18 protein-coding genes and 1 other annotated feature are annotated in these 21360 nt (G+C 54.3%); of the genes, 3 read left to right on the forward strand and 15 right to left on the reverse strand.

The genetic code is table 11. The features are described 5' to 3' along the window. The 3 genes from lspA to ribF are packed head-to-tail and all read right to left on the reverse strand — an operon-like array spanning position 1 to position 4292. On the reverse strand, positions 1-507 hold the full coding sequence (gene lspA, locus FHW71_RS11605; RefSeq protein ID WP_179451951.1) for a signal peptidase II: 507 nt from the start codon (positions 505-507) through the stop codon (positions 1-3). Further along, positions 507-3326, reverse strand: a complete 2820-nt coding sequence (ileS, locus tag FHW71_RS11610; protein ID WP_179451950.1) for an isoleucine--tRNA ligase — start codon at positions 3324-3326, stop codon at positions 507-509. The genes lspA and ileS overlap by 1 nt, the downstream gene beginning before the upstream one ends. A gap of 27 nt (positions 3327-3353) precedes the next feature. Continuing rightward, positions 3354-4292, reverse strand: coding sequence for a bifunctional riboflavin kinase/FAD synthetase (gene ribF, locus FHW71_RS11615; protein WP_061718149.1), 939 nt, complete (start codon positions 4290-4292; stop codon positions 3354-3356). A gap of 318 nt (positions 4293-4610) precedes the next feature. On the opposite strand from ribF, the gene rpsT reads away from it, so the two are divergent. Beyond that, positions 4611-4874: a 30S ribosomal protein S20 gene (rpsT, locus tag FHW71_RS11620; RefSeq protein WP_036619798.1), complete on the forward strand. Its 264-nt coding sequence runs from the start codon at positions 4611-4613 to the stop codon at positions 4872-4874. A 53-nt stretch (positions 4875-4927) separates the two neighbouring features. Here the strand turns inward: rpsT and nhaR are convergent, their stop codons facing one another. From nhaR to dnaK, 4 genes are all read right to left on the reverse strand, one after another. Next, entirely contained in the window at positions 4928-5830 is a 903-nt protein-coding gene (nhaR, locus tag FHW71_RS11625; RefSeq protein WP_179451949.1) for a transcriptional activator NhaR, read from the reverse strand. A gap of 35 nt (positions 5831-5865) precedes the next feature. Further along, the gene (gene nhaA, locus FHW71_RS11630) at positions 5866-7044 is read right to left on the reverse strand and encodes a Na+/H+ antiporter NhaA (protein ID WP_008108662.1); all 1179 of its coding nucleotides are present in this window, start codon (positions 7042-7044) and stop codon (positions 5866-5868) included. Positions 7045-7276: 232 nt separating this feature from the next. Continuing rightward, positions 7277-8410, reverse strand: coding sequence for a molecular chaperone DnaJ (gene dnaJ / locus FHW71_RS11635; protein WP_008108664.1), 1134 nt, complete (start codon positions 8408-8410; stop codon positions 7277-7279). 104 nt (positions 8411-8514) lie between these two features. Beyond that, positions 8515-10419 carry a molecular chaperone DnaK gene (gene dnaK, locus FHW71_RS11640; protein WP_008108665.1) on the reverse strand — a complete coding sequence of 635 codons (1905 nt, stop codon included), beginning with the start codon at positions 10417-10419 and terminating at the stop codon, positions 8515-8517. 300 nt (positions 10420-10719) lie between these two features. Here dnaK and satP point away from each other — a divergent pair, with 300 nt between their 5' ends. Then, on the forward strand, positions 10720-11280 hold the full coding sequence (satP, locus tag FHW71_RS11645; RefSeq protein ID WP_008108667.1) for an acetate uptake transporter: 561 nt from the start codon (positions 10720-10722) through the stop codon (positions 11278-11280). 39 nt (positions 11281-11319) lie between these two features. Here satP and FHW71_RS11650 read toward each other — a convergent pair whose 3' ends face one another. The 3 genes from FHW71_RS11650 to tal form a co-directional block, all read right to left on the reverse strand. After that, complete coding sequence (locus FHW71_RS11650; RefSeq protein WP_179451948.1) at positions 11320-12630, reverse strand: MFS transporter; 1311 nt, start codon at positions 12628-12630, stop codon at positions 11320-11322. A gap of 110 nt (positions 12631-12740) precedes the next feature. Then, positions 12741-13328, reverse strand: coding sequence for a molybdopterin adenylyltransferase (mog, locus tag FHW71_RS11655; RefSeq protein ID WP_154154282.1), 588 nt, complete (start codon positions 13326-13328; stop codon positions 12741-12743). Positions 13329-13447: 119 nt separating this feature from the next. Continuing rightward, positions 13448-14401, reverse strand: coding sequence for a transaldolase (tal, locus tag FHW71_RS11660; protein WP_061718163.1), 954 nt, complete (start codon positions 14399-14401; stop codon positions 13448-13450). Between the two features lie 213 nt (positions 14402-14614). Here tal and yaaA point away from each other — a divergent pair, with 213 nt between their 5' ends. Then, positions 14615-15391: a peroxide stress protein YaaA gene (yaaA, locus tag FHW71_RS11665; RefSeq protein ID WP_179451947.1), complete on the forward strand. Its 777-nt coding sequence runs from the start codon at positions 14615-14617 to the stop codon at positions 15389-15391. Between the two features lie 54 nt (positions 15392-15445). On the opposite strand, the gene thrC is transcribed toward yaaA, so the two are convergent. The 5 genes from thrC to FHW71_RS11690 form a co-directional block, all read right to left on the reverse strand. After that, on the reverse strand, positions 15446-16729 hold the full coding sequence (gene thrC, locus FHW71_RS11670) for a threonine synthase (protein ID WP_008108676.1): 1284 nt from the start codon (positions 16727-16729) through the stop codon (positions 15446-15448). A gap of 3 nt (positions 16730-16732) precedes the next feature. After that, positions 16733-17662 carry a homoserine kinase gene (gene thrB / locus FHW71_RS11675; protein ID WP_008108677.1) on the reverse strand — a complete coding sequence of 310 codons (930 nt, stop codon included), beginning with the start codon at positions 17660-17662 and terminating at the stop codon, positions 16733-16735. 2 nt (positions 17663-17664) lie between these two features. Then, complete coding sequence (gene thrA, locus FHW71_RS11680; protein WP_179451946.1) at positions 17665-20127, reverse strand: bifunctional aspartate kinase/homoserine dehydrogenase I; 2463 nt, start codon at positions 20125-20127, stop codon at positions 17665-17667. A gap of 26 nt (positions 20128-20153) precedes the next feature. Beyond that, positions 20154-20276: a sequence feature (Thr leader region), on the reverse strand. Continuing rightward, positions 20212-20283 (reverse strand): thr operon leader peptide, encoded by a 72-nt coding sequence (gene thrL / locus FHW71_RS24135; RefSeq protein ID WP_071531027.1) that lies wholly within the window; start codon positions 20281-20283, stop codon positions 20212-20214. Its footprint overlaps the feature before it by 65 nt. Positions 20284-20472: 189 nt before the next feature. After that, positions 20473-21177, reverse strand: coding sequence for a tRNA/rRNA methyltransferase (locus FHW71_RS11690; protein ID WP_179451945.1), 705 nt, complete (start codon positions 21175-21177; stop codon positions 20473-20475). Positions 21178-21360 lie beyond the last annotated feature (183 nt).

Genomic DNA, 21360 nt, shown 5'->3' on the forward strand with positions numbered 1-21360 from the left:
TTACCCTTTATCTTTTGCCGGTTTGCCGTTCGGGCTGAGAAAACCTTCCAGCACCACCAGCGCCGCGCCGATACAGATGGCACAGTCGGCGATGTTGAAGGTCGCGAAGTGCCAGTCTCCGACATAGAAGTCGATAAAATCGACCACAAAGCCGTGATACGAACGGTCAAACAGGTTACCCAACGCCCCGCCGATAATCAGCGCGTAAGCAATATTGGTTAATTTGTTGCTGGCAGCATTGCGATACATCATCACCAACAGCGCCACGACGATAGCAATGGCGATGCCGGCAAAGAACCAGCGCTGCCAGCCGCCTTTGTCGGCCAGGAAGCTGAACGCCGCGCCATAGTTGTGCGCGTAGAACAGATTCAGGAACGGCATCAGCGGCTGCGTTTCATGCAGCATCATGTTATCCATGACCCACATTTTGCTGCCAAAATCGATGGCGATCACCACCAGCACCAGCCAGAGCCAGCGCAAACCAGTCGAACAAATAGCTTTACTCATCAGGCAAATTTCCGCTGCTCGCCGTTACCGGACACGTTAGTGTAGCAACGGCCACATACCGCAGCGTGCTCAGGATTCTGGCCAACGTCTGTAGTGTAATGCCAGCAGCGCGGACATTTCTCGCCTTCTGCTTTGTGCAGCGCGATTTTCAGACCTTTGAACAGTTCGCTCTGCTGCGCTTCATCGCTGGCAGTGGCGTAATCCGCCACGGTTGCGCCTGAAGTTAACAGCACGAAACGCAGCTCATCGCCCAGCGCCTGCAGCTTAGCTGCCAGCTCGGCATCCGCATACAGCGTGACCGTTGCTTCCAGCGCGCCACCGATGCGTTTGTCGCTTCGCGCTTGCTCGATGACCTTGTTCACTTCGCCGCGCACTTTCAGCAGATCATCCCAATAGGCGTCGTTCAGCGCTTCGTTATCCGCCAGACCAAACAGATCCTGGTACCACTCTTCGGTGAACACGTATTTCGCGCGCTCGCCCGGCAGGTAGCCCCAAATTTCGTCTGCGGTGAAGGACATGATTGGCGCCATCCAGCGCACCAGCGCTTCAACGATATGCCACAGCGCGGTTTGGCAGCTGCGACGCGCCAGGCTGTCGCCTTTCGCGGTGTACTGACGATCTTTGATCACATCGAGATAGAACGAGCCCATTTCGATAGAGCAGAAGTGCATCAGACGCTGCACCACTTCGTGGAAATCGTAGTTTTCGTAGGAGTGCACGATATCCTGCTGTGCTGCCAGCGCACGGCCAACCGCCCAGCGATCCACCACCACCATCTCTTCCGGCTTGACGCAATCGGTCGCCGGGTTGAAGCCCGCGAGGTTAGCCAGCAGGAAACGCGCGGTGTTACGGATACGACGATAGCTGTCTGCGGCACGCTTGAGGATTTCGTCGGAGACCGCCATCTCACCGGAGTAATCGGTAGAGGCGACCCACAGACGCAGAATATCCGCGCCCAGCTTATCCATGACATCCTGTGGCGCCACGGTGTTGCCGATCGATTTCGACATCTTGCGGCCCTGACCATCCACGGTGAAACCGTGCGTCAGTACCTGACGATAAGGCGCTTTGCCTTTCATCGCGGTGGAGATCATCAGAGAAGACATGAACCAGCCGCGATGCTGATCAGAACCTTCCAGATACATATCCGGCGTATGGCCACCGAATTCCGGACGCGCATCGACTACCGCGTAGCTGGTGGATCCGGAGTCGAACCACACGTCTAAGGTGTCTGGCACTTTAACGTAGTGGTCAGCGTCATCGCCCATCAGATCGCGCGGATCGAGATCCCACCACGCCTGAATGCCGTCCTGCTCAACCAGCTTGGCGACTTTCTCCATCAGCTCCAGCGTATCCGGATGCAGCTGCTCGCTCTCTTTATGCACGAACAGCGCCATCGGCACGCCCCACGTACGCTGGCGTGAGATACACCAGTCCGGACGGTTCGCCACCATCGCTTCGATACGCGCCTGACCCCAATCCGGGATCCACTGCACGCCTTTGATCTCTTTCAGCGACTGCGCACGCAGGCCTTTCTGATCCATGCTGATGAACCATTGTGGCGTGGCACGGAAGATGATCGGCGTTTTGTGACGCCAGCAGTGCGGGTAGCTGTGCAGCAGTTTCTCAACGTGCAGCAGCGCACCCTTCTCTTTCAGCAGCTCAACGATCATGTCGTTGGCTTTAAAGACGTTTACGCCATCAAGCGTAGGGTAGGTGCCTGGCAGATACGCGCCATCCGGACCCACCGGATTGGCGGTTTCCAGACCGTATTTCTGACCGATAACATAGTCATCCGGGCCATGGCCTGGCGCGGTATGTACCGCACCGGTACCGGCTTCCAGCGTCACGTGCTCACCCAGAACCACTTTCGATTGGATCTGCTCAAGGAACGGATGCTGGAACAGTTGCAGCTCAAGCGCCGCACCGTTGCATTCGCCCAGTACTTTCCAGTCACTGATGCCGGCGCGCTTCATCACGCTCTCAACCATCTCTTTAGCGAGAATCAGGCTACGACCTTCGATCTGCAGCAGCTGATATTCAAATTCCGGATGCAGCGAGATACCGCGGTTGGCTGGCATGGTCCACGGCGTGGTGGTCCAGATCACCAGTGAAACCGGGCCTTCTGACGCGGCAACACCAAACTTCGCGCGCACTGCATCGGCATCAACGGCATTGAACATCACGTCGATGGATGGTGAAGTTTTGTCGTAATACTCCACTTCCGCTTCAGCCAGCGCCGAGCGGCAATCCATGCACCAGTGCACCGGCTTCGCGCCTTTGTGCAGATGGCCGTTGCCGATGATTTTACCCAGCGCACGGATGATGTTGGCTTCGGTCTGGAAGTTCATCGTCAGGTAAGGACGATCCCAGTCGCCCAGCACGCCGAGACGGATGAAGTCATTTTTCTGACCTTCAACCTGCTCCGCTGCGTATTGGCGGCAAGCGGCACGGAATTCAGCCGCGCTGACTTTCTCGCCCGGCTTACCAATCATCTGCTCAACTTTGTGCTCAATCGGCAAACCGTGGCAGTCCCAACCTGGAACGTACGGCGAGTCATAGCCCGCCATGCCTTTCGACTTGACGATAATGTCTTTCAGAATCTTGTTAACTGAGTGACCAATATGAATGCTGCCGTTCGCATAAGGAGGGCCATCATGCAAAATAAAGGTTTTTTTCCCTTTCTTGGCTTCGCGGATGATGCCGTACAGGTTGTCATCATACCAACGTTGCAGCATTCCCGGTTCGCGTTTGGCCAGATCGCCACGCATCGGGAACCCCGTTTCCGGCAAATTCAGGGTAGATTTATAGTCACTCATCAGATTCTCGATTCCGTATTTCGGTCATTAAACCGGTGTTTTTAGCCCAAAGAATTGGCGGGCCGTCACCACATCTTTCGCAATTTGTTCTTTCAGCGCGTCCAGCGAAGCGAAACGCTGTTCATCGCGAATCTTCTGTTTCAGCACCACTTCAATGTGACGCCCATAGAGATTCATATTTGTGTCGAGCAGGTGAACTTCAAGCTGCTGACGTAAACCTTTTACCGTTGGGCGCGTACCAATATTGGCCACGCCGGGCAGCGGCTGATCGCCGAGGCCCAACACTTCTACCGCAAATACGCCTTTAACCGGCGTAACGGTGCGACGCAAAGGGAGATTAGCCGTTGGGAAACCGATGGTGCGCCCAAGTGCATCACCGTGCACTACGCGACCTGAGATGCTGAACGGATGGCCCAGCAGCGCTTCGGCTTGCGCAAAATCATCCTGCGCCAGCGCCTGACGAACGGCGGTGCTGCTGATGCGCTTGCCGCTATCGCAATAGGTTTGGGTGCTGATGACCTCAAAGCCATACTCCGCACCGGCTTTCTGTAATAACAGGAAATCCCCCTGGCGACCAGCGCCGAAGCGGAAATCATCACCGACGGCCAGGAACTTGACGTTCAGCTTGTCCACCAGCAATTCAGAAATAAAACTCTGCGCCGAATGCGCAGCGAAGCGACGATCAAAACGTACGCAGAGTACGGCATCAACGCCCGCTTGTTCGAGGTACTTCAGCTTTTCACGCAAACGCGTAAGGCGCGCCGGGGCTTTATCGCCGGCAAACAGCTCAAGCGGTTGTGGCTCAAATACCATCACCACCACCGGCAGATTGCGTTTTCGTCCTTCAGCAATTAATTCAGCCATCAAAGCCTGGTGGCCGCGATGTACGCCGTCGAAATTACCAATGGTCAGGACGCAGCCGCGATGCTGCTCTTTCAGATTATAAATACCGCGGATAAACTTCATGGCTGACTCAAACCGGTGGAAATCGGCGGATTATACCCTTGAATGGCGTTTAGGTTAACCCGTATACGTGCCTTTCCTGCTTCTGGCGCGGCTTATTCCACGCGTAGCCAGTTGCTTAGCAAGGATCTGAAGATTTTTGCTGCGAAATACTGTATTCAACGCCGCGTTGCTGGTAGAATCCTGCGCCATCAATTACGTAATCGAGTGTTGTTTTTAAAACGACGCTTATTTGCACAAATCCATTGACATAAGAAGGCGCAAAAGGCATAGTCCTCGGCCTTTGATTTGTCCATATAGATCACATTTGGGAGTTGGACCTTGGCTAATATCAAATCAGCTAAGAAACGCGCCGTAACATCTGAGAAACGTCGCAAGCATAACGCAAGCAACCGTTCAATGATGCGTACTTTCATTAAGAAAGTATACGCGGCTATCGCAACAGGCGACAAAGCTGCTGCGCAGAACGCATTCAACGAAATGCAACCACTCGTGGACCGTCAGGCTGCTAAAGGTCTGATCCACAAAAACAAAGCTGCACGTCATAAAGCAAACCTGACTGCACAGATCAACAAACTGGCTTAATCGCCCGTCTGTTAATCGCTTTGTAAAAAAGAACCGGCGCTTAGCCGGTTTTTTTATGCCTGCAATTCAGTGGTAAACAGCGCACTAAAGTCGCGATGGCAGATCCGCTGTACCGCCGGATGCTGAATCATCCGCTCAGCAAAGATCACGTGATACTCCTCCATCACCGCATCCAAACGCCCAATCTCTTTAATAGCATCATCACGGTAAATCTCGTCCCCATATAATGTGGGAGCCACAAATATCGCGTTGTTCAGCGCACCAAATGCCTTCATTAGTGCCGCATCATCAAACTCACCCAGAATCTCCACCTGCAAGCCCTGGCTGTGGATCCAGTTCAGCAGTTTGCGGCCCAGCATCGAGCGACGGCCCGGAATCAGCAAGCGCCGCTCTTCCAGGCAGGCGGGAAACGGCAGCGTCGGTAACGGCGTGTTACACCAGAAGCTGATCGGACATTCGCCCAGCTTGACCGAAAACAGCCCTTCCTGCTGAGTGGAATCAATTGGGCAATCGGAGAGGATCATATCCAGCTTGTGCTGGCTTAGCTGTTCCAGCAGCATCTCGTGCGTTGATTCAAAACAGCGCAAATGGATTCTCTCTTCAGCCACCACCGCCGCCTCCAGCACCTTGCTCACCAGTTGCTTTGACAGCGCATCCGCCACGCCAACATCAAACAGCAGATGCGACTCTTTGCGGTAGTTAACAATATCGAGCATCTCCTGACTCAGCATGAACATGCGATCGGCATAGCGGAACACCAGTTGCCCAAGCTCATTGGGCACCAAACCGCGTCCCTGACGGCGAAACAGCACGCCGCCGAGTTGCTCTTCCAGCGATTTAATCTGGCCGGTAACCGTCTGTGGCGCCAGGCACAGCACATCCGCCGCACGCACCACCGAGCCGGTTTTACACACCTGCCAGAAATAGTAGAGATGATTAAAATTGAGCTGATTCATCGGCAAAAAAAGGAGGCTTTCGCCTCCTTCCTCTTTTAACGCAGTTTGATGCGCAGCAGCGTGTAGCCAATGACCGCCGAAAGCAGCGAGCCACTGAGAATCCCCAGTTTGGAGAAGGTCACCAGTTGCTCGTGGGCGGCATCAAACGCCAGCGAACTAATAAAGATCGACATAGTGAAGCCGATACCGCATAGCACACCAATCGCCATGATATCGCGTATGGTGGTCCCTCCCGGTAGCACCGCCAGCCGCCACTTGACTGCCAGCCAGCAGAACAGCGTGATGCCCAACGGTTTACCAATCAGCAAGCCGAGAATGATGCCCAGCGGCTCTGGCGACAGCGCATCCATAAAGGTAATACCGGTCAGCGAAATACCGGCGTTGGCAAAGGCGAACAGCGGCAGAATCAGCCAGTTGACCCACGGCATTAAACCATGCGCCAGATGCTCGGCCGGAGAATGGCCGTTCTTCTCTTCCAGCGGCACGAAGAAGCCAACAATCACGCCCGCCAACGTTGCGTGGACGCCAGACTTGAGCACCGCCGTCCACAGCACAATACCGACCAACATATAGATGGCAATATTACGTACGCCACAGCGATTAAGAATCGCCAACAGCACAATCGCACCGGCGGCCACGCTCAATGACAACACCGAAAGATCGCTGGTATAGAACAGCGCGATGATCACAATTGCGCCGAGATCATCAATAATCGCCAGCGCCATCAGGAACACTTTCAGCGCAGTCGGTACGCGACTGCCCAGCAGCGCCAACACGCCCAAAGCGAAAGCAATATCGGTGGCGGTTGGAATCGCCCAGCCGTTACGTGCAATCGGATCGCCGTGGTTGAAGAACAGGAAAATCAGTCCTGGCACCACCATACCGCCAATTGCCGCGATGACCGGGAAAATGGCGCGATCGCGACTGGCGAGCTCGCCAGTAATCAGCTCGCGTTTCACTTCCAAACCAATCACCAGGAAAAACAGCGCCATCATGGCATCGTTAATCCACAGCAGCAGGTTTTTGCTGATGTCTAATGCGCCAAAGCGAATCTGCACCGGCTCAGCAAGAAACGATTGATAACCTTGGGCGGTTTCTGCGCTGTTAGCCAAAATCATCGCCGCAACGGCCGCCAGAATCAGCACCATGCCGTTACTGGCGTCACTGGCGATAAAGCTTTTCAGCAAGCTTCGAATAGAACGGGATTTGTTCACAACTCCTCCTGAGTAGAGACATTTAGGCTGAGAAGTGTAGCGATTCAGACACCTCGTTAAAAGCAGCTTATGTCTCGTTAATTGCTCGGTAATGCCGATGCATTCCAAGGGCATTTTAGCTCATATCAAACGCCAGGCAGATTGAGCTTATATCAGGAGCGACGCGTTGGCGGCAAAACATAAAAAAAGCGGAGAGTTTCCTCTCCGCTTTCTGACTGCATAACTGCTGGAATTAACGCGTTAAATCGTCAAAGAACTTCTTCACACCGTCGAGGAAGCTTTTGGAGCGCGGACTGTTTTTCTCGCCACTTGGGCCACCAAAACTCTCTTCCAGTTCACGCAGCAGCGCTTTCTGTTTGTCGTTGAGGCTGACTGGCGTTTCCACCACTACACGACACAGCAAATCACCCACCGCACCGCCACGCACCGATTTCACGCCTTTACCGCGCATGCGGAACAGCTTGCCGGTTTGCGTTTCAGAAGGCACTTTCAGGTTCACGCGTCCATCAAGCGTCGGCACTTCAATCTCGCCGCCCAATGCTGCCATCGCGAAGTTAATCGGCACTTCGCAATACAGGTTGTTATCTTCACGTTCGAAGATCGGGTGTTTTTTCACCGAAACCTGAACGTACAAATCGCCCGCTGGTGCGCCGTGTTCGCCCGCTTCACCTTCGCCGGTCAGACGAATGCGATCGCCGGTATCCACGCCTGCAGGGATTTTCACCGACAGGGTTTTACTGCGCTCAACGCGACCGTGACCATGACAAGCATTGCACGGATCTTTGATCACTGAACCGCGACCGTGACAGGTCGGACACGCCTGCTGCACGGTGAAGAAGCCCTGACGCATCTGCACCTGACCAGCACCATGACAGGTATGACAGGTCTGCGGTTTGGTTCCCGCTTTCGCGCCGCTGCCGTGGCAGACATCGCACTCTTCCAGAGTTGGAATGCGGATCTCTTTGGTCACGCCGCGTACCGCTTCTTCCAGCGTTAGCTCCATGTTGTAGCGTAAATCGGCGCCACGTGAGGCACGCTGACGGCGGCCACCACCAAAAATATCGCCAAAGACGTCGCCAAAGATATCGCTGAAGTCAGCACCGCCGCCGCCGAAGCCGCCACCACCGCCCATGCCACCTTGTTCAAAGGCTGCATGACCATATTGGTCGTAGGCCGCACGCTTCTGTGCGTCGGTCAGAATTTCGTAGGCTTCCTTAATTTCTTTAAACTTCGCTTCGGCTTCTTTATTGTCCGGATTACGGTCCGGATGGTATTTCATCGCCAGGCGCTTATAAGCCTTTTTGATTTCACGCTCATCTGCGGATTTAGAGACGCCTAAGATCTCGTATAAATCACTCTTAGCCATATTTGTTCTGCCCTTAACATGATCGCACGGGCGTGGAGAGATCTCCTACGCCCGTGCTGGTTTCAACGGCTGTCAGGCCAGCCGTCGCGCCCGGTCAGGGGCAATTATTTTTTGTCTTTAACTTCTTCGAACTCAGCGTCGACAACGTCGTCATCTTTCTGTGCAGTTGCATCGCCTGCGTCAGCTGCCTGACCTTGCTGCTGTGCCAGCTCCATCAGTTTGCTGGACACTTCCATCAATGCCTGCATTTTGGCTTCGATGTCTGCTTTGTCTTCGCCTTTCAGCGCGGTGTTCAGCTCGGTCAACGCCGCTTCGATTGGTGCTTTATCTTCAGCAGACAGTTTGTCGCCCGCTTCGTCCAATTGCTTACGGGTGCTGTGCGAAATCTGATCGCCCTGGTTACGGGTCTGAACCAGCTCTTCGAACTTACGGTCAGACTCGGCGTTCGCTTCCGCGTCACGCACCATTTTTTCGATCTCTTCTTCGTTCAGACCAGAAGACGCCTTGATGGTGATCTTCTGCTCTTTACCGCTGTTTTTGTCTTTCGCCGACACGTGCAGGATACCATCCGCATCGATATCGAAGGTCACTTCGATCTGCGGCATGCCGCGCGGTGCAGACTGAATACCGTCGAGGTTGAACTGGCCCAGTGATTTGTTATCGCCTGAACGCTTACGCTCACCCTGCAGCACGTGAATGGTCACGGCAGACTGGTTATCTTCAGCAGTCGAGAACACCTGGCTGTGCTTGGTTGGGATAGTGGTGTTCTTGCTGATCAGCGAAGTCATCACGCCGCCCATGGTTTCGATACCCAGCGACAGCGGGGTAACGTCCAGCAGCAGAACGTCTTTCACTTCACCTGCCAACACACCGCCCTGAACCGCAGCACCAACGGCTACCGCTTCGTCCGGGTTCACGTCTTTACGTGGCTCTTTACCAAAGAACTCAGTTACTTTGGCCTGAACCATTGGCATACGCGTTTGACCGCCCACCAGGATCACGTCATTGATGTCTGAAACCGACAGACCCGCATCCTGCAGAGCCACTTTCAACGGCTCGATTGAGCGAGATACCAAATCTTCAACCAGAGATTCCAGCTTCGCACGCGTTACTTTGATGTTCAGGTGCTTAGGACCGGTCGCATCCGCCGTGATGTACGGCAGGTTAACGTCGGTCTGCTGCGCTGAAGAGAGCTCGATTTTGGCTTTCTCTGCCGCTTCTTTCAGACGCTGCATCGCCAGCGGATCGTTGTGCAGATCGATGCCCTGATCTTTCTTAAATTCGGCCACCAGATAGTTAATCAGACGGCTATCGAAGTCTTCACCACCCAGGTGGGTATCACCGTTGGTTGCCAGAACTTCAAAGGTTTTCTCGCCATCAACTTCATCGATCTCAATGATTGAGATATCGAAAGTACCGCCGCCCAGGTCGTATACCGCGATGGTGCGGTTGCCCTGACCTTTATCCAGACCGTAAGCCAGTGCTGCTGCGGTTGGTTCGTTGATGATACGTTTTACTTCCAGACCTGCGATACGGCCGGCGTCTTTGGTCGCCTGACGCTGCGCATCGTTGAAGTAAGCTGGAACGGTAATAACCGCTTCAGTTACAGCTTCACCGAGGAAATCTTCCGCGGTTTTCTTCATCTTTTTCAGCACTTCAGCAGAGATCTGCGGCGGTGCCATTTTCTGGCCCTTCACATCAATCCATGCGTCGCCGTTATCCGCGCCGATGATTTTGTAAGGCATGATTTTAATATCACGCTGTACTTCTTCGTCCTGGAAGCGACGGCCAATCAGGCGCTTGATCGCAAACAGGGTATTCTGCGGGTTGGTCACAGACTGACGTTTAGCCGGTGAACCAACCAGAGTTTCGCCATCCTGTGCATACGCAATAATCGACGGCGTGGTGCGGTCGCCTTCGGCGTTTTCCAGCACGCGCGCTTTACCACCATCCATAACTGCAACACATGAGTTGGTTGTACCCAAGTCAATACCAATAATCTTACCCATCTAAACATCTCCCACTTAAATTCTTTGCCAATTAGGGTTGTGAAACAGAGATGCGGTCAAACTGACCACTTTCAACTGCTGAAGCAGGCTTTTTTTGCTGCCTCACAACGCTCGATGACAAGTAAATGGGGCCGGTTCGATGCGCATCAAGGGTTAAAACTAAAAAAAATTTCATTCTCTGGTCGATTCAGATCAAAGTTGGCCAAAAAGAGGCCGCTTATTATGCAGCGCCTCGCGCCACCAGCGGTTTGCGCGGGGGTAAAACACTAACAACATCTTCAACGCTGCTTCTGAGGAATTATGAGCAATACCACGCTGGCGAATCCCGCCCCGTTGGGCCTGATGGGATTCGGTATGACCACCATCCTGCTCAACTTACACAACACTGGCCTGTTTGCGATGGATGTGATCATCCTGGCGATGGGTATTTTCTACGGCGGCATCGCGCAAATTTTTGCCGGGCTGCTGGAGTATAAGAAAGGCAACACCTTCGGGCTGACCGCCTTTACCTCTTACGGCAGCTTCTGGTTAACGTTGGTGGCGATTCTGCTGTTGCCGAAACTAGGGCTGGCAGAGGCGGCCGATGGCCACTTCCTTGGCGCCTATCTCGCGCTGTGGGGCGTGTTCACCGCGTTTTTGTTCTTCGGCACGCTGAAGTCGCCGAAAATGCTGCAGTTCATCTTCGCCAGTCTGACGCTGCTGTTTGCGCTGCTGGCCATCGGCCATCTGACCGATAACGCGGGGCTGCTGCGCTTTGCTGGCTGGATTGGCATTATTTGTGGATCGAGCGCGTTCTATCTGGCGATGGGCGAAGTGCTGAACGAGAAATTTGGCCGCACGGTATTGCCGATTGGCGAGTAAGAAAAGAAAAAGCGGAGCTGTTTGGCTCCGCTTTTTGCCTTATGACGAGTGCAGCGACATATCCAACTGCGCATGCTGCTGACGGCTATCGCGCCACAGCCAAATGCCCACCATAAAGCCAATAACCGCCAGCGCCAGCACATACCAGGCCGGTGCCATTGGCGTCAGGCTCATCATCAGCGTCACGCTAATTGGCGTCAGGCCACCAAAAATCGCGTAAGCAACATTGTAAGAGAACGAGATGCCGGTAAAGCGCACCGCCGCTGGGAACGCGCGTACCATCACAAACGGCACCACGCCTACCACGCCAACGCTAAGGCCCGCTAAGCCATACCAGACAAACAGCATTTCCGGCGTGCTGCCCAGTTGATGGAAGAAGTTCCAGCTGCCGATCGCCAGCAATAATGAGCCGACCACCAGCGATCGCGCCGCGCCGAAGCGATCCACCAGCCATCCGGCGATAACGCAGCCCAGCAGCAGCATAATGGTGGCGAAGCTGTTGGCTTGCAGACTGAGCGCAGCAGGAATGCCGTGCTGTTTCTGCATCAGCGTTGGCGCCATCAAAATCACCACCACAATGCAGGCTGACAGCAGCCAGGTAAGCAGCATCGAAATTACGATGCCGCGCTTGTGACTGGCGAGAATGGTTTGCAGCGGCATTTTTTCTGCCAGCGCTTTGCGCTGCTGCATCTGCTGGAACACCGGCGTTTCATGCAGCCAGCGACGCAGATACATCGCCAGCAGGCCAAACACCCCGCCGAGGAAGAAGGGAATGCGCCAGCCGTGATCGCGAATCGCAGCCGGTGATAGCGTGGTGTTCAGCACCGTTGCCACCAGCGAACCGAGCAGAATGCCGGCGGTTAAGCCCGCCGTCAGCGTGCCGCAGGCAAAACCGATGCGTTTTTCGGGCACATGTTCGGCGACAAACACCCACGCGCCAGGCACTTCACCGCCAATAGCCGCGCCTTGCAGCACACGCATCAGCAACATCAACAGCGGCGCAGCGATGCCGATGCTGGCATAAGTGGGCAATGCGCCCATCGCCAGCGTCGGCAGCGCCATCAACAGAATACTGAGGCTGAACATCTTCTTACGCCCCACTTTGTCACCAAAGTGCGCCATGATGATGCCGCCCAACGGACGCGCCAAATAACCGGCAGCAAAGATGGCGAAGGTCTGCACCTGACGCAGCCATTCGGGGATGTCAGGTGGGAAGAACAGCTCGCCGATCACAGCTGCAAAGAAGACGAAGATGATGAAGTCGTAGAATTCCAGCGCCCCACCAAGGGCGGCCAGCGACAGGGTTTTGTAATCCTGTCCATTGAGTCGACGCGTTGCGTGCGTATCCATAATCCAGCGGTATCCAGAGGCAAAACAACTTATGTAAAGATTGGATTACTATACCGTCAATATTTTGCCACACCAGTGCCGCTGGATTTTATGCCTGAAAATGCCGATTTTTAGTCATTTGTCTCACGACGGGCGCTTTTGGGGCGAAAAGCTGCTACCACATCGGCATGAGTTTCAACGTACGGCCCTTCCAACAGCTGTAAACAATAAGGTACAGCTGCAAAAATCCCTGGCACTTTTACCGTACCATCTTCCGCTTTCAGTCCTTCCAGCGTCTCTTTAATGGATTTTGGCTGACCCGGCAGATTGAGGATCAATGATTGTTTGCGAATCACGCCAACCTGACGCGACAAAATGGCGGTCGGCACAAATTGCAGGCTGATTTGACGCATCTGCTCGCCGAAGCCCGGCATTTCACGGTCGGCGACCGCCAGCGTGGCATCCGGCGTCACATCACGTCGCGCCGGTCCGGTACCGCCAGTGGTGAGCACCAGGTTACAGAACAGCTCATCGACCAGCTCGCAGATCGCCTGCTCAATCATGGGTTGTTCATCCGGCACCAGGCGCGTTTCGATTTCAAATGGCGTAGCCAGCGCGGCGGCGAGCCAGCTCTCTAACGCCGGAATGCCCTGATCCTGATAGATGCCGTTAGCAGCACGATCGGAAACGGAAATTAATCCAATTCGTAAAGTATCCATAGAGTTATCGCTGTGGTTGGCTGCAAGGCAGCAAATGATGTGGGAAGTAAAAGGATAATACAGGAAGCGGGGGAAAAACGTAAAACCGTGGCAGCCTGTCGCCGCCACGGCCTGGCACCTTACAGCAGTTCGGCGATCATCTTCTCAAGTTTGCCCTGATCGATGGCAAAGTTGCGGATACCTTCAGCCAGTTTGGTAACGGCCATTGGATCCTGATTGTGCTGCCAGAAGAACTCAGCTTCAGTCATCTTCGCTGGACGCGCTTTCACTTCGCCGGTGTAGCTCAGTTTACGCTCAACAGTACCTTCGCTCTCAGCCAGCTCTTTAAGCAGGCCCGGAGAAATGGTCAGACGATCGCAGCCCGCCAGTTCAATGATCTCGCCAACGTTACGGAAGCTCGCGCCCATCACCACGGTTTCATAACCGTGCTGCTTGTAGTAGTTGTAGATTTCAGCCACAGACACCACGCCTGGATCTTCGTGTGCTGCGTACTCTTTTTTATCGGTGTTCTGCTTGTACCAGTCGAGGATACGGCCAACGAATGGAGAGATCAGGAACACGCCGGCTTCGGCACACGCACGCGCCTGCGCGAAGGAGAACAGCAGCGTCAGGTTACAGTTGATGCCTTCTTTCTCCAGCTGCTCAGCAGCACGGATACCCTGCCAGGTTGACGCCAGTTTGATCAGGATACGGTCATTGCTGATGCCAGCATCGTTGTACAGTTTGATCAGGCTACGCGCTTTAGCGATGCTCGCTTCAGTGTCGTAGGAGAGACGCGCATCCACTTCAGTCGAGATGCGACCTGGGATCAGTTTGAGAATTTCCAGACCAATGTTGACGGCCAGCTTGTCAGATACCAGCGCCAGTTGTTCTTCTTTATTGCTGCTCTGCTGACGCGCCCAGGTAATGGCTTCATCAATCAGTTTGCGGTATTCAGGGATTTGAGCGGCGTTGAGAATCAAAGAAGGGTTGGTGGTCGCATCTTGCGGCTGGTAAAGCTTCATTGCCGCGATATCACCGGTGTCGGCGACCACAGTAGTCAGCTGACGCAAGGAAGTAAGTTTGTCCGTCATGGTTCTCTTTCTCTTAGGTTGACTGTCAGGGTGTAAAAGGCTGTTGCGATAATATCACGCACAAGTGACGGCGCAACACCACGAAGTGCCCTTTACGATAGCGCTAACAAATGGGAGCGATTTGCCGATCCATGCCGCTTTTTTGCTACACTCCTTGCAACATTTTTCCCTTCAATTCCCTGATAAACCTGCGGGTCAAAGAGGACGTACACGATGCTGATGGTTATCTCGCCAGCGAAAACACTGGACTATGAAAGCCCGCTGGCGACACAACGTTTTACCCAACCGGCGCTGTTAGAAAAATCACACCAATTAATTGACGTTGCGCGCGATCTTTCACCGTCGCAGATCAGTTCACTGATGGGCATCAGCGACAAACTGGCGCACCTGAATGCCGATCGTTTTAACCAATGGCAGCCACCCTTATCGCTGGAGAACGCGCGTCAGGCAATTCTGGCGTTCAAAGGCGATGTGTATACCGGTTTGCAGGCCGAAACCTTTAGCGACAACGATTTCGATTTTGCCCAGCAGCACCTGCGCATGTTGTCCGGATTATACGGTCTACTGCGCCCGCTCGATTTGATGCAGCCTTATCGTCTGGAGATGGGCATTAAACTGGCGAATCCAGCCGGTAAAGATCTCTACGGCTTCTGGGGCGATTTGTTGACCGCGAAGTTGAACGAAGCGATTGCGGAGCAAGGTGACGACGTGCTGATCAATCTGGCATCCGATGAGTATTTCAAAGCCATTAAGCCGAAGAAACTCAACGCCGAATTGATCAAGCCTGTGTTCCTCGATGAGAAGAATGGCAAGTTTAAAGTCATCAGCTTCTACGCCAAGAAAGCGCGCGGATTGATGAGCCGCTATGTGATTCAGAACCGCCTGACCAAGCCAGCGCAGCTGAAGAAGTTCGATGTGGATGGGTATTTCTTTGACTCAGCAGAAAGCAAAGATAATGAGCTGGTGTTTAAGCGCCGCGAACAGAAATAAGGAAGCCGCCGTGATGGCGGCTTGATCGAGGTCGCCATGAATGGCGACCCTACATTACTTCAACAAAAACGCGCGCAGTTCAGCGAAATCGCCTTTCAGATTGTGCGACAGCAGCGGCAAGTCGGCGCGCTCGGCCAGCTCTTTCGGCAGCGGCAGATCCTGACCTAAAATCTCGTCCACGCTCTCTTTGAACTTCGCCGGATGCGCAGTCCCGAGGAACAGGCCATATTCGCCCTCCTGCAGGTTGTCGCGCAGCAGACGATAAGCAATCGCCGCATGCGGTTCAGAGATGTAGCCAATCTCAGCCAGCTCGCGCATGGTGGATTTGGTGGTTTCATCCGTTACAGCGCCGTACGCCAGATCGGTCAAGCGCCAGGTTTTACGGCGGAACAGCTCTTCCACGCGCGGCCAGTTGTTTGGCTGGCTGACATCCATGGCGTTCGACAGCGTTGCTACCGTGGCGTTTGGCTGCCATGCACCGTTGCCGAGGAAGCGTGGCACGGTATCGTTAGCATTGGTCGCAGCGATAAAACGCTTGATTGGCAGACCCAATGATTTCGCCAACAGGCCAGCCGTTAAGTCACCGAAGTTTCCGCTCGGCACCGAGACCACCAGCTGATTGCGCTTCTCTTGTGGCAGCTGCGCTACCGCTTCGAAGTAGTAGCAAATCTGCGCCAGCAGACGGCTGATGTTGATGGAGTTCGCCGAGTTCAGGCCAATCGCCTTCTTCAGCTCTTCATCATCAAACGCCTGTTTCACCAGTGCCTGGCATGCATCGAAATCGCCTTCAACCGCGATGGTTTCGATGTTGCCGCCCAGCGTACAGAACAGTTTCTCCTGCAGCGGGCTGATTTTGCCCTGCGGATAGAGAATCACCACGCGCACGTTTTCCATGCCGTAGAAGGCATGCGCCACCGCTGCGCCGGTATCGCCGGACGTGGCGGTCAGAATGGTGATCTGCTCATCCGCACCACTCACATAGGAGAGCATCTGCGCCATAAAGCGGCCGCCGAAATCTTTGAACGCCAGCGTTGGGCCGTGGAACAGCTCGAGGCAAGCCACATCATCGCTGACCTTCGCCACTGGCGCCGGGAAAGCAAAGGCGTTTTTCACGCGCTCGGCCAACTGATGCGCCGCAATTTCATCGCCAATATAGGCAGAGAGAATTTTGCTGCTGCGGCTGACGAAATCCATCTCCAGCATGGCATCAATGTCGGTCAGTTCGAATTCCGGCAGTTCGAGCGGGAAAAACAGCCCTTGCTGCGAGCCGAGGCCCTGTTTAACGGCCTGAGCAAAACTAACCTGCTCGTTGTGATCCTTAAGGTTGTAGAGTTTCATGCGTTATCCCAATTTACGTGCGCCAGCCGTATCAAGACGGCAGATGTGGACGAAACCTTCTTCATTCTGCAGATAGTGCTGGCTCAGCCAGTCCGCCATCCGCTGTGCCGTTGCCATCTCGTTGCAAACGGCGAAAAGTGTCGGGCCGGAACCCGAAATACCGCAGGCCAGCGCGCCAATATCCTGCGCCGCTTTACGCGCATCGGCGAAGCCTGGCAGCAGTTTGGTGCGATACGGCTCAGCGATAACATCCTGCATAAGTTTAGCCGCAAGCCCAGGCTGACGCGTATGACAGGCGTGAATAAAGCCCGCCAGCAGGCGACCGTGCTTGATGGCATCCTCTTTGCGGTATTGTGCTGGCAGAATGGCGCGCGCTTCGGCGGTGGAGACTTTAATCCCCGGATACGCCATCACCCACAGCCATTCATCAAAGCACGGCACGTCCTGACTGATAATGCCGTTCTCTTCAATCATTAGCTGCACGCCGCCAAGGAAGCACGGCGCAACGTTATCAAAGTGTACGCTGCCGGAAATACGCCCTTCGAGCTCGCCCATCAGCGCCAGCAGTTCGGTATCGTTGAGCGGTTTGCCGCAGAATTCGTTCATCGCCATCAAGCCAGCAACCACCGAACAGGCGCTTGAGCCGAGCCCGGAACCGATCGGCATATTCTTTTCCAGCGTCATCGCCACCGGAACTTGTTTACCAATCGCCTGGCAAAAACGCTCCCAGCACTGATAAACGATGTTCTCCTGCGGATTGGTCGGCAGTTTGCTGACAAAGCGCCCGGAGTTCACCAGGCTAAAGCTGTCGGCGGCTTCTACGGAAACGCAGTCACCCAACAAGGTACCATCCACCGGCGAAACCGCCGCGCCCAGCACATCAAAGCCGACGCTGACGTTACCTATCGAGGCCGGTGCATAAATTTTTACCATCATCAAACTCCCAACTTCCACGACAGCGTACGCAGCAGGTCAGCAAACACGCCTGCTGCTGTGACATCATTCCCTGCACCATATCCACGCAGAACCAGCGGGATTGGCTGATAGTAGCGGCTGTAGAATGCCAGCGCATTCTCACCGTTTTTCACTTTGTACAGCGGATCGTTGCCGTCCACCGCATCAATCTTCACTTTGCAGACGCCGCCCTCTTCAATCGCGCCGACGAAGCGTAATACTTTACCTTCGTCACGCGCTTTGGCAACGCGCGCGGCAAAGGCGTTATCCAGTTCCGGCAGACGTTCCATAAACTGCTCAACGTCGGCGATCTCGGTCAGGCTGGCAGGCAGCAGCGGTTCGATTTCGATATCGCTGAGTTCCAGCTGATGCCCCGCTTCACGTGCCAGAATCAGCAGCTTACGCGCCACATCGGTACCAGAAAGATCGTCACGCGGATCCGGCTCGGTAAAGCCCATTTCTCGCGCCATTTTGGTCGCTTCCGACAGCGAAACGCCTTCATCAAGCTTGCCGAAGATAAAGGAGAGCGAGCCTGACAGAATACCGGAGAACTTGATCAGTTCATCACCAGCGTTCATCAGGTTTTGCAGGTTTTCGATCACCGGCAAACCGGCACCGACGTTGGTGTCGTACAGGAACTTACGGCGCGATTTCGCTGCCGCTGCTCGCATCTGCTGGTAGTAATTCCACGACGAGGTGTTGGCTTTTTTGTTCGGCGTGACGACGTGGAAACCTTCGGCGAGGAAATCGGCATACTGATCGGCGACCGCCTGGCTGGAAGTACAATCGACGATCACCGGATTCAGCAGATGATACTCCTTCACCAAACGCATCAGGCGACCGAGATTGAACGGCTCTTTGGCTTCGTTCAGTTCTGCCTTCCAGTTGCTAAGATCGATACCGTGTACGTTGGTTAATAGCGCACGCGAGTTAGCGATACCACACACACGCAGATCGATATGCTTCTGTTTCAGCCATGTCTGCTGGCGATGCAGCTGATCCAGCAATGCTGCGCCGACACCGCCAACGCCAACCACGAACACTTCGATTACCTGATCGGTGGCAAACAGCATCTGATGCACGACACGTACACCGGTAGTAACTTCATCGTTGCTCACCACTACCGAGATGGAACGCTCAGAAGAACCCTGCGCAATCGCCACGATATTGATATTGGCACGCGCCAGCGCCGAGAAGAATTTGGCCGAGATGCCGCGCAGCGTGCGCATGCCATCACCGACCACCGAGATCACCGCCAGCTGTTCCAGCACGTCCAGCGGATCAAGCAAGCCATCTTTTAACTCAAGATAGAACTCCTCTTCCAGCACGCGACGCGCACGCGCCTGCTCGCTTTGCGGTACGCAGAAGCTGATGCTGTATTCTGAAGAGGATTGGGTGATCAGCACCACTGAAATGCCGGTGCGTGACATCGCGGCGAAAACGCGCGCCGCCATGCCAACCATGCCTTTCATACCCGGACCAGACACGTTGAACATCGCCATGTTATTCAGGTTGGTGATGCCTTTAACCGGATTTTCATCCAGCTCGCCTTCGCCACCGATTAAGGTGCCCGGCGCTTGCGGGTTAGCAGTGTTTTTGATCAGGCAAGGAATCTGGAACTGAGCGATGGGCGCGATGGTACGCGGATGCAGCACTTTGGCGCCGAAGTAAGAGAGCTCCATCGCTTCCTGATATGACATCGATTTCAGTAAGCGCGCATCGGGTACCTGACGCGGGTCGCAGGTATAAACGCCGTCAACGTCAGTCCAGATTTCACAACAGTCAGCACGTAAACACGCAGCCAACACCGCGGCGGAGTAATCAGAACCGTTACGGCCCAGCACCACCAGTTCGCCCTTCTCGTTACCGGCGGTGAAACCGGCCATCAGGATAAAGTGATCGGCTGGGATCTGGCTGGCGGCGATGCGGCGCGTGGATTCGGCGATATCAACGGTGGATTCGAGGTAATGACCAATCGCCAGCAGCTTCTCCACAGGATCGATCACGGTGACTTTATGGCCGCGCGCCTGCAGCAACGCTTCCATAATCGCAATCGATAGCTTCTCGCCACGGCAGATGATGGCGGCATTAACGGCGTCCGGGCATTGGCCCAGCAGGCTGATGCCGTGCAGCACCTGTTTCAGCTGCGCAAACTCCAGCTCAACGCGGGTTTTCAGTCCGTCGTAATCAAAGCCCGGCTGCGCGTCACGCAAGCCTTGCAGCAGGTCGGCAAAAATACGTTCGGCATCGCTGATATTCGGCAAGGTGTCGAGGCCGCTGATGGTTTTCTCAATCATCGCCACCAGATGATTGGTAATTTTTGCTGGTGCAGAGAGTACGGTCGCAACCTGTCCCTGTTGTGCATTGCTTTCCAGAATGTCCGCCACACGGAGAAAACGTTCCGCATTGGCTACTGAGGTTCCGCCGAATTTCAGCACTCGCATAGTTAAAGCTCTCCTGAATTTTTGCCGAAAAAAAAGCCCGCACTGTTTAGGTGCGGGCTTTTTTCTTTGTTTTTCCTGTATGCGTCAGCCCGCACCGTTACCTGTGGTAATGGTGGTGGTAATAATAATTGTGGTGTTCAGGCTGAGTTTACGCATTTAGATTTTTTTCTGTCTGTCTTTGTCTTGTCCGTCTGCCTTCCAGAAGTAAAGCAAAGCGCACGTTAAGTCAACGAATTTGTCTTAGCCGCGCCATCCCTGGCGCTGCGCAGTGCTGCGCTTGCTGAAGCAAAAATTATTGCGATCGTTCAGGAGATGCGGCAGATTCCCGCATCAGTCACTAGCAACTCAGGATTTATCCGAGCAATTATCTATAAGTTTTTTTTCTACGTCATGTAACAAGCGATGCAGCATGGCGCTGTCACGCTGTTCCAGCAGGCCAATACGCTGATCGATCCAGTCGGCCATTTTAACGTCATCGCTGACGTCCAGCTTAACCAGCAACTGATGGAAGCGCTGGCGCAATGCCTGCAGCTGCAGCTCATTTGCCACTTCCGCGGTCTCAGCCGCTATTTGATTGAGCGCTGACAGTTGATAGCAATACACCATCACCGCCTGACCGAGATTCAGCGACGGATAATCATTGGCCATCGGGATGCCGGTCAACAGATCAACCTGCTCCAGCTCCTCATTGGTTAAACCGCTGTCTTCACGGCCAAACACCAGCGCGATGCGGCTCAGCCATTGGCGCTTCTCCTGCAGAATGTTTTCGACCTGCGCAGGCGTGGCGTAATAGCGGAACTTCGCGCGGCTGCGTGCGGTGGTCGCCACGGAAAAATCGACATCCTTTAGCGCCTCGCTCAGCGTGGCGTAGGTTCTAACGTTATCGAGAATCTCACCGGCGCCGTGCGCCACGCGGCGTGCTGCCGGATCTTGCCAGGCATCGCTGGCGACAATGCGCAGTTCGCTAAAACCCATGGTTTTCATGGCGCGGGCAGCCGCACCGATATTTTCCGGACGGGCGGGAGAGACAAGGATTAAGGGGAAATGCATGATTTTTCCATCGAACTGTTAACAACTCGCATTATGTTGGCATGCAGGAGAGAAAATACCAACTGCGGCTAGCAGAGAAAATAAGATGTTAACGATGTTAAAAGAGGGATAAATCCAGCTGTAGTGGAAATTAGCAGGCATAAGCAAAATTATATGACCTATTTAATATAAAACCCTTTTCTT

The organism is Enterobacter sp. Sphag1F (genome assembly GCF_014193275.1).
GTDB lineage: Bacteria > Pseudomonadota > Gammaproteobacteria > Enterobacterales > Enterobacteriaceae > Pantoea > Pantoea symbiotica.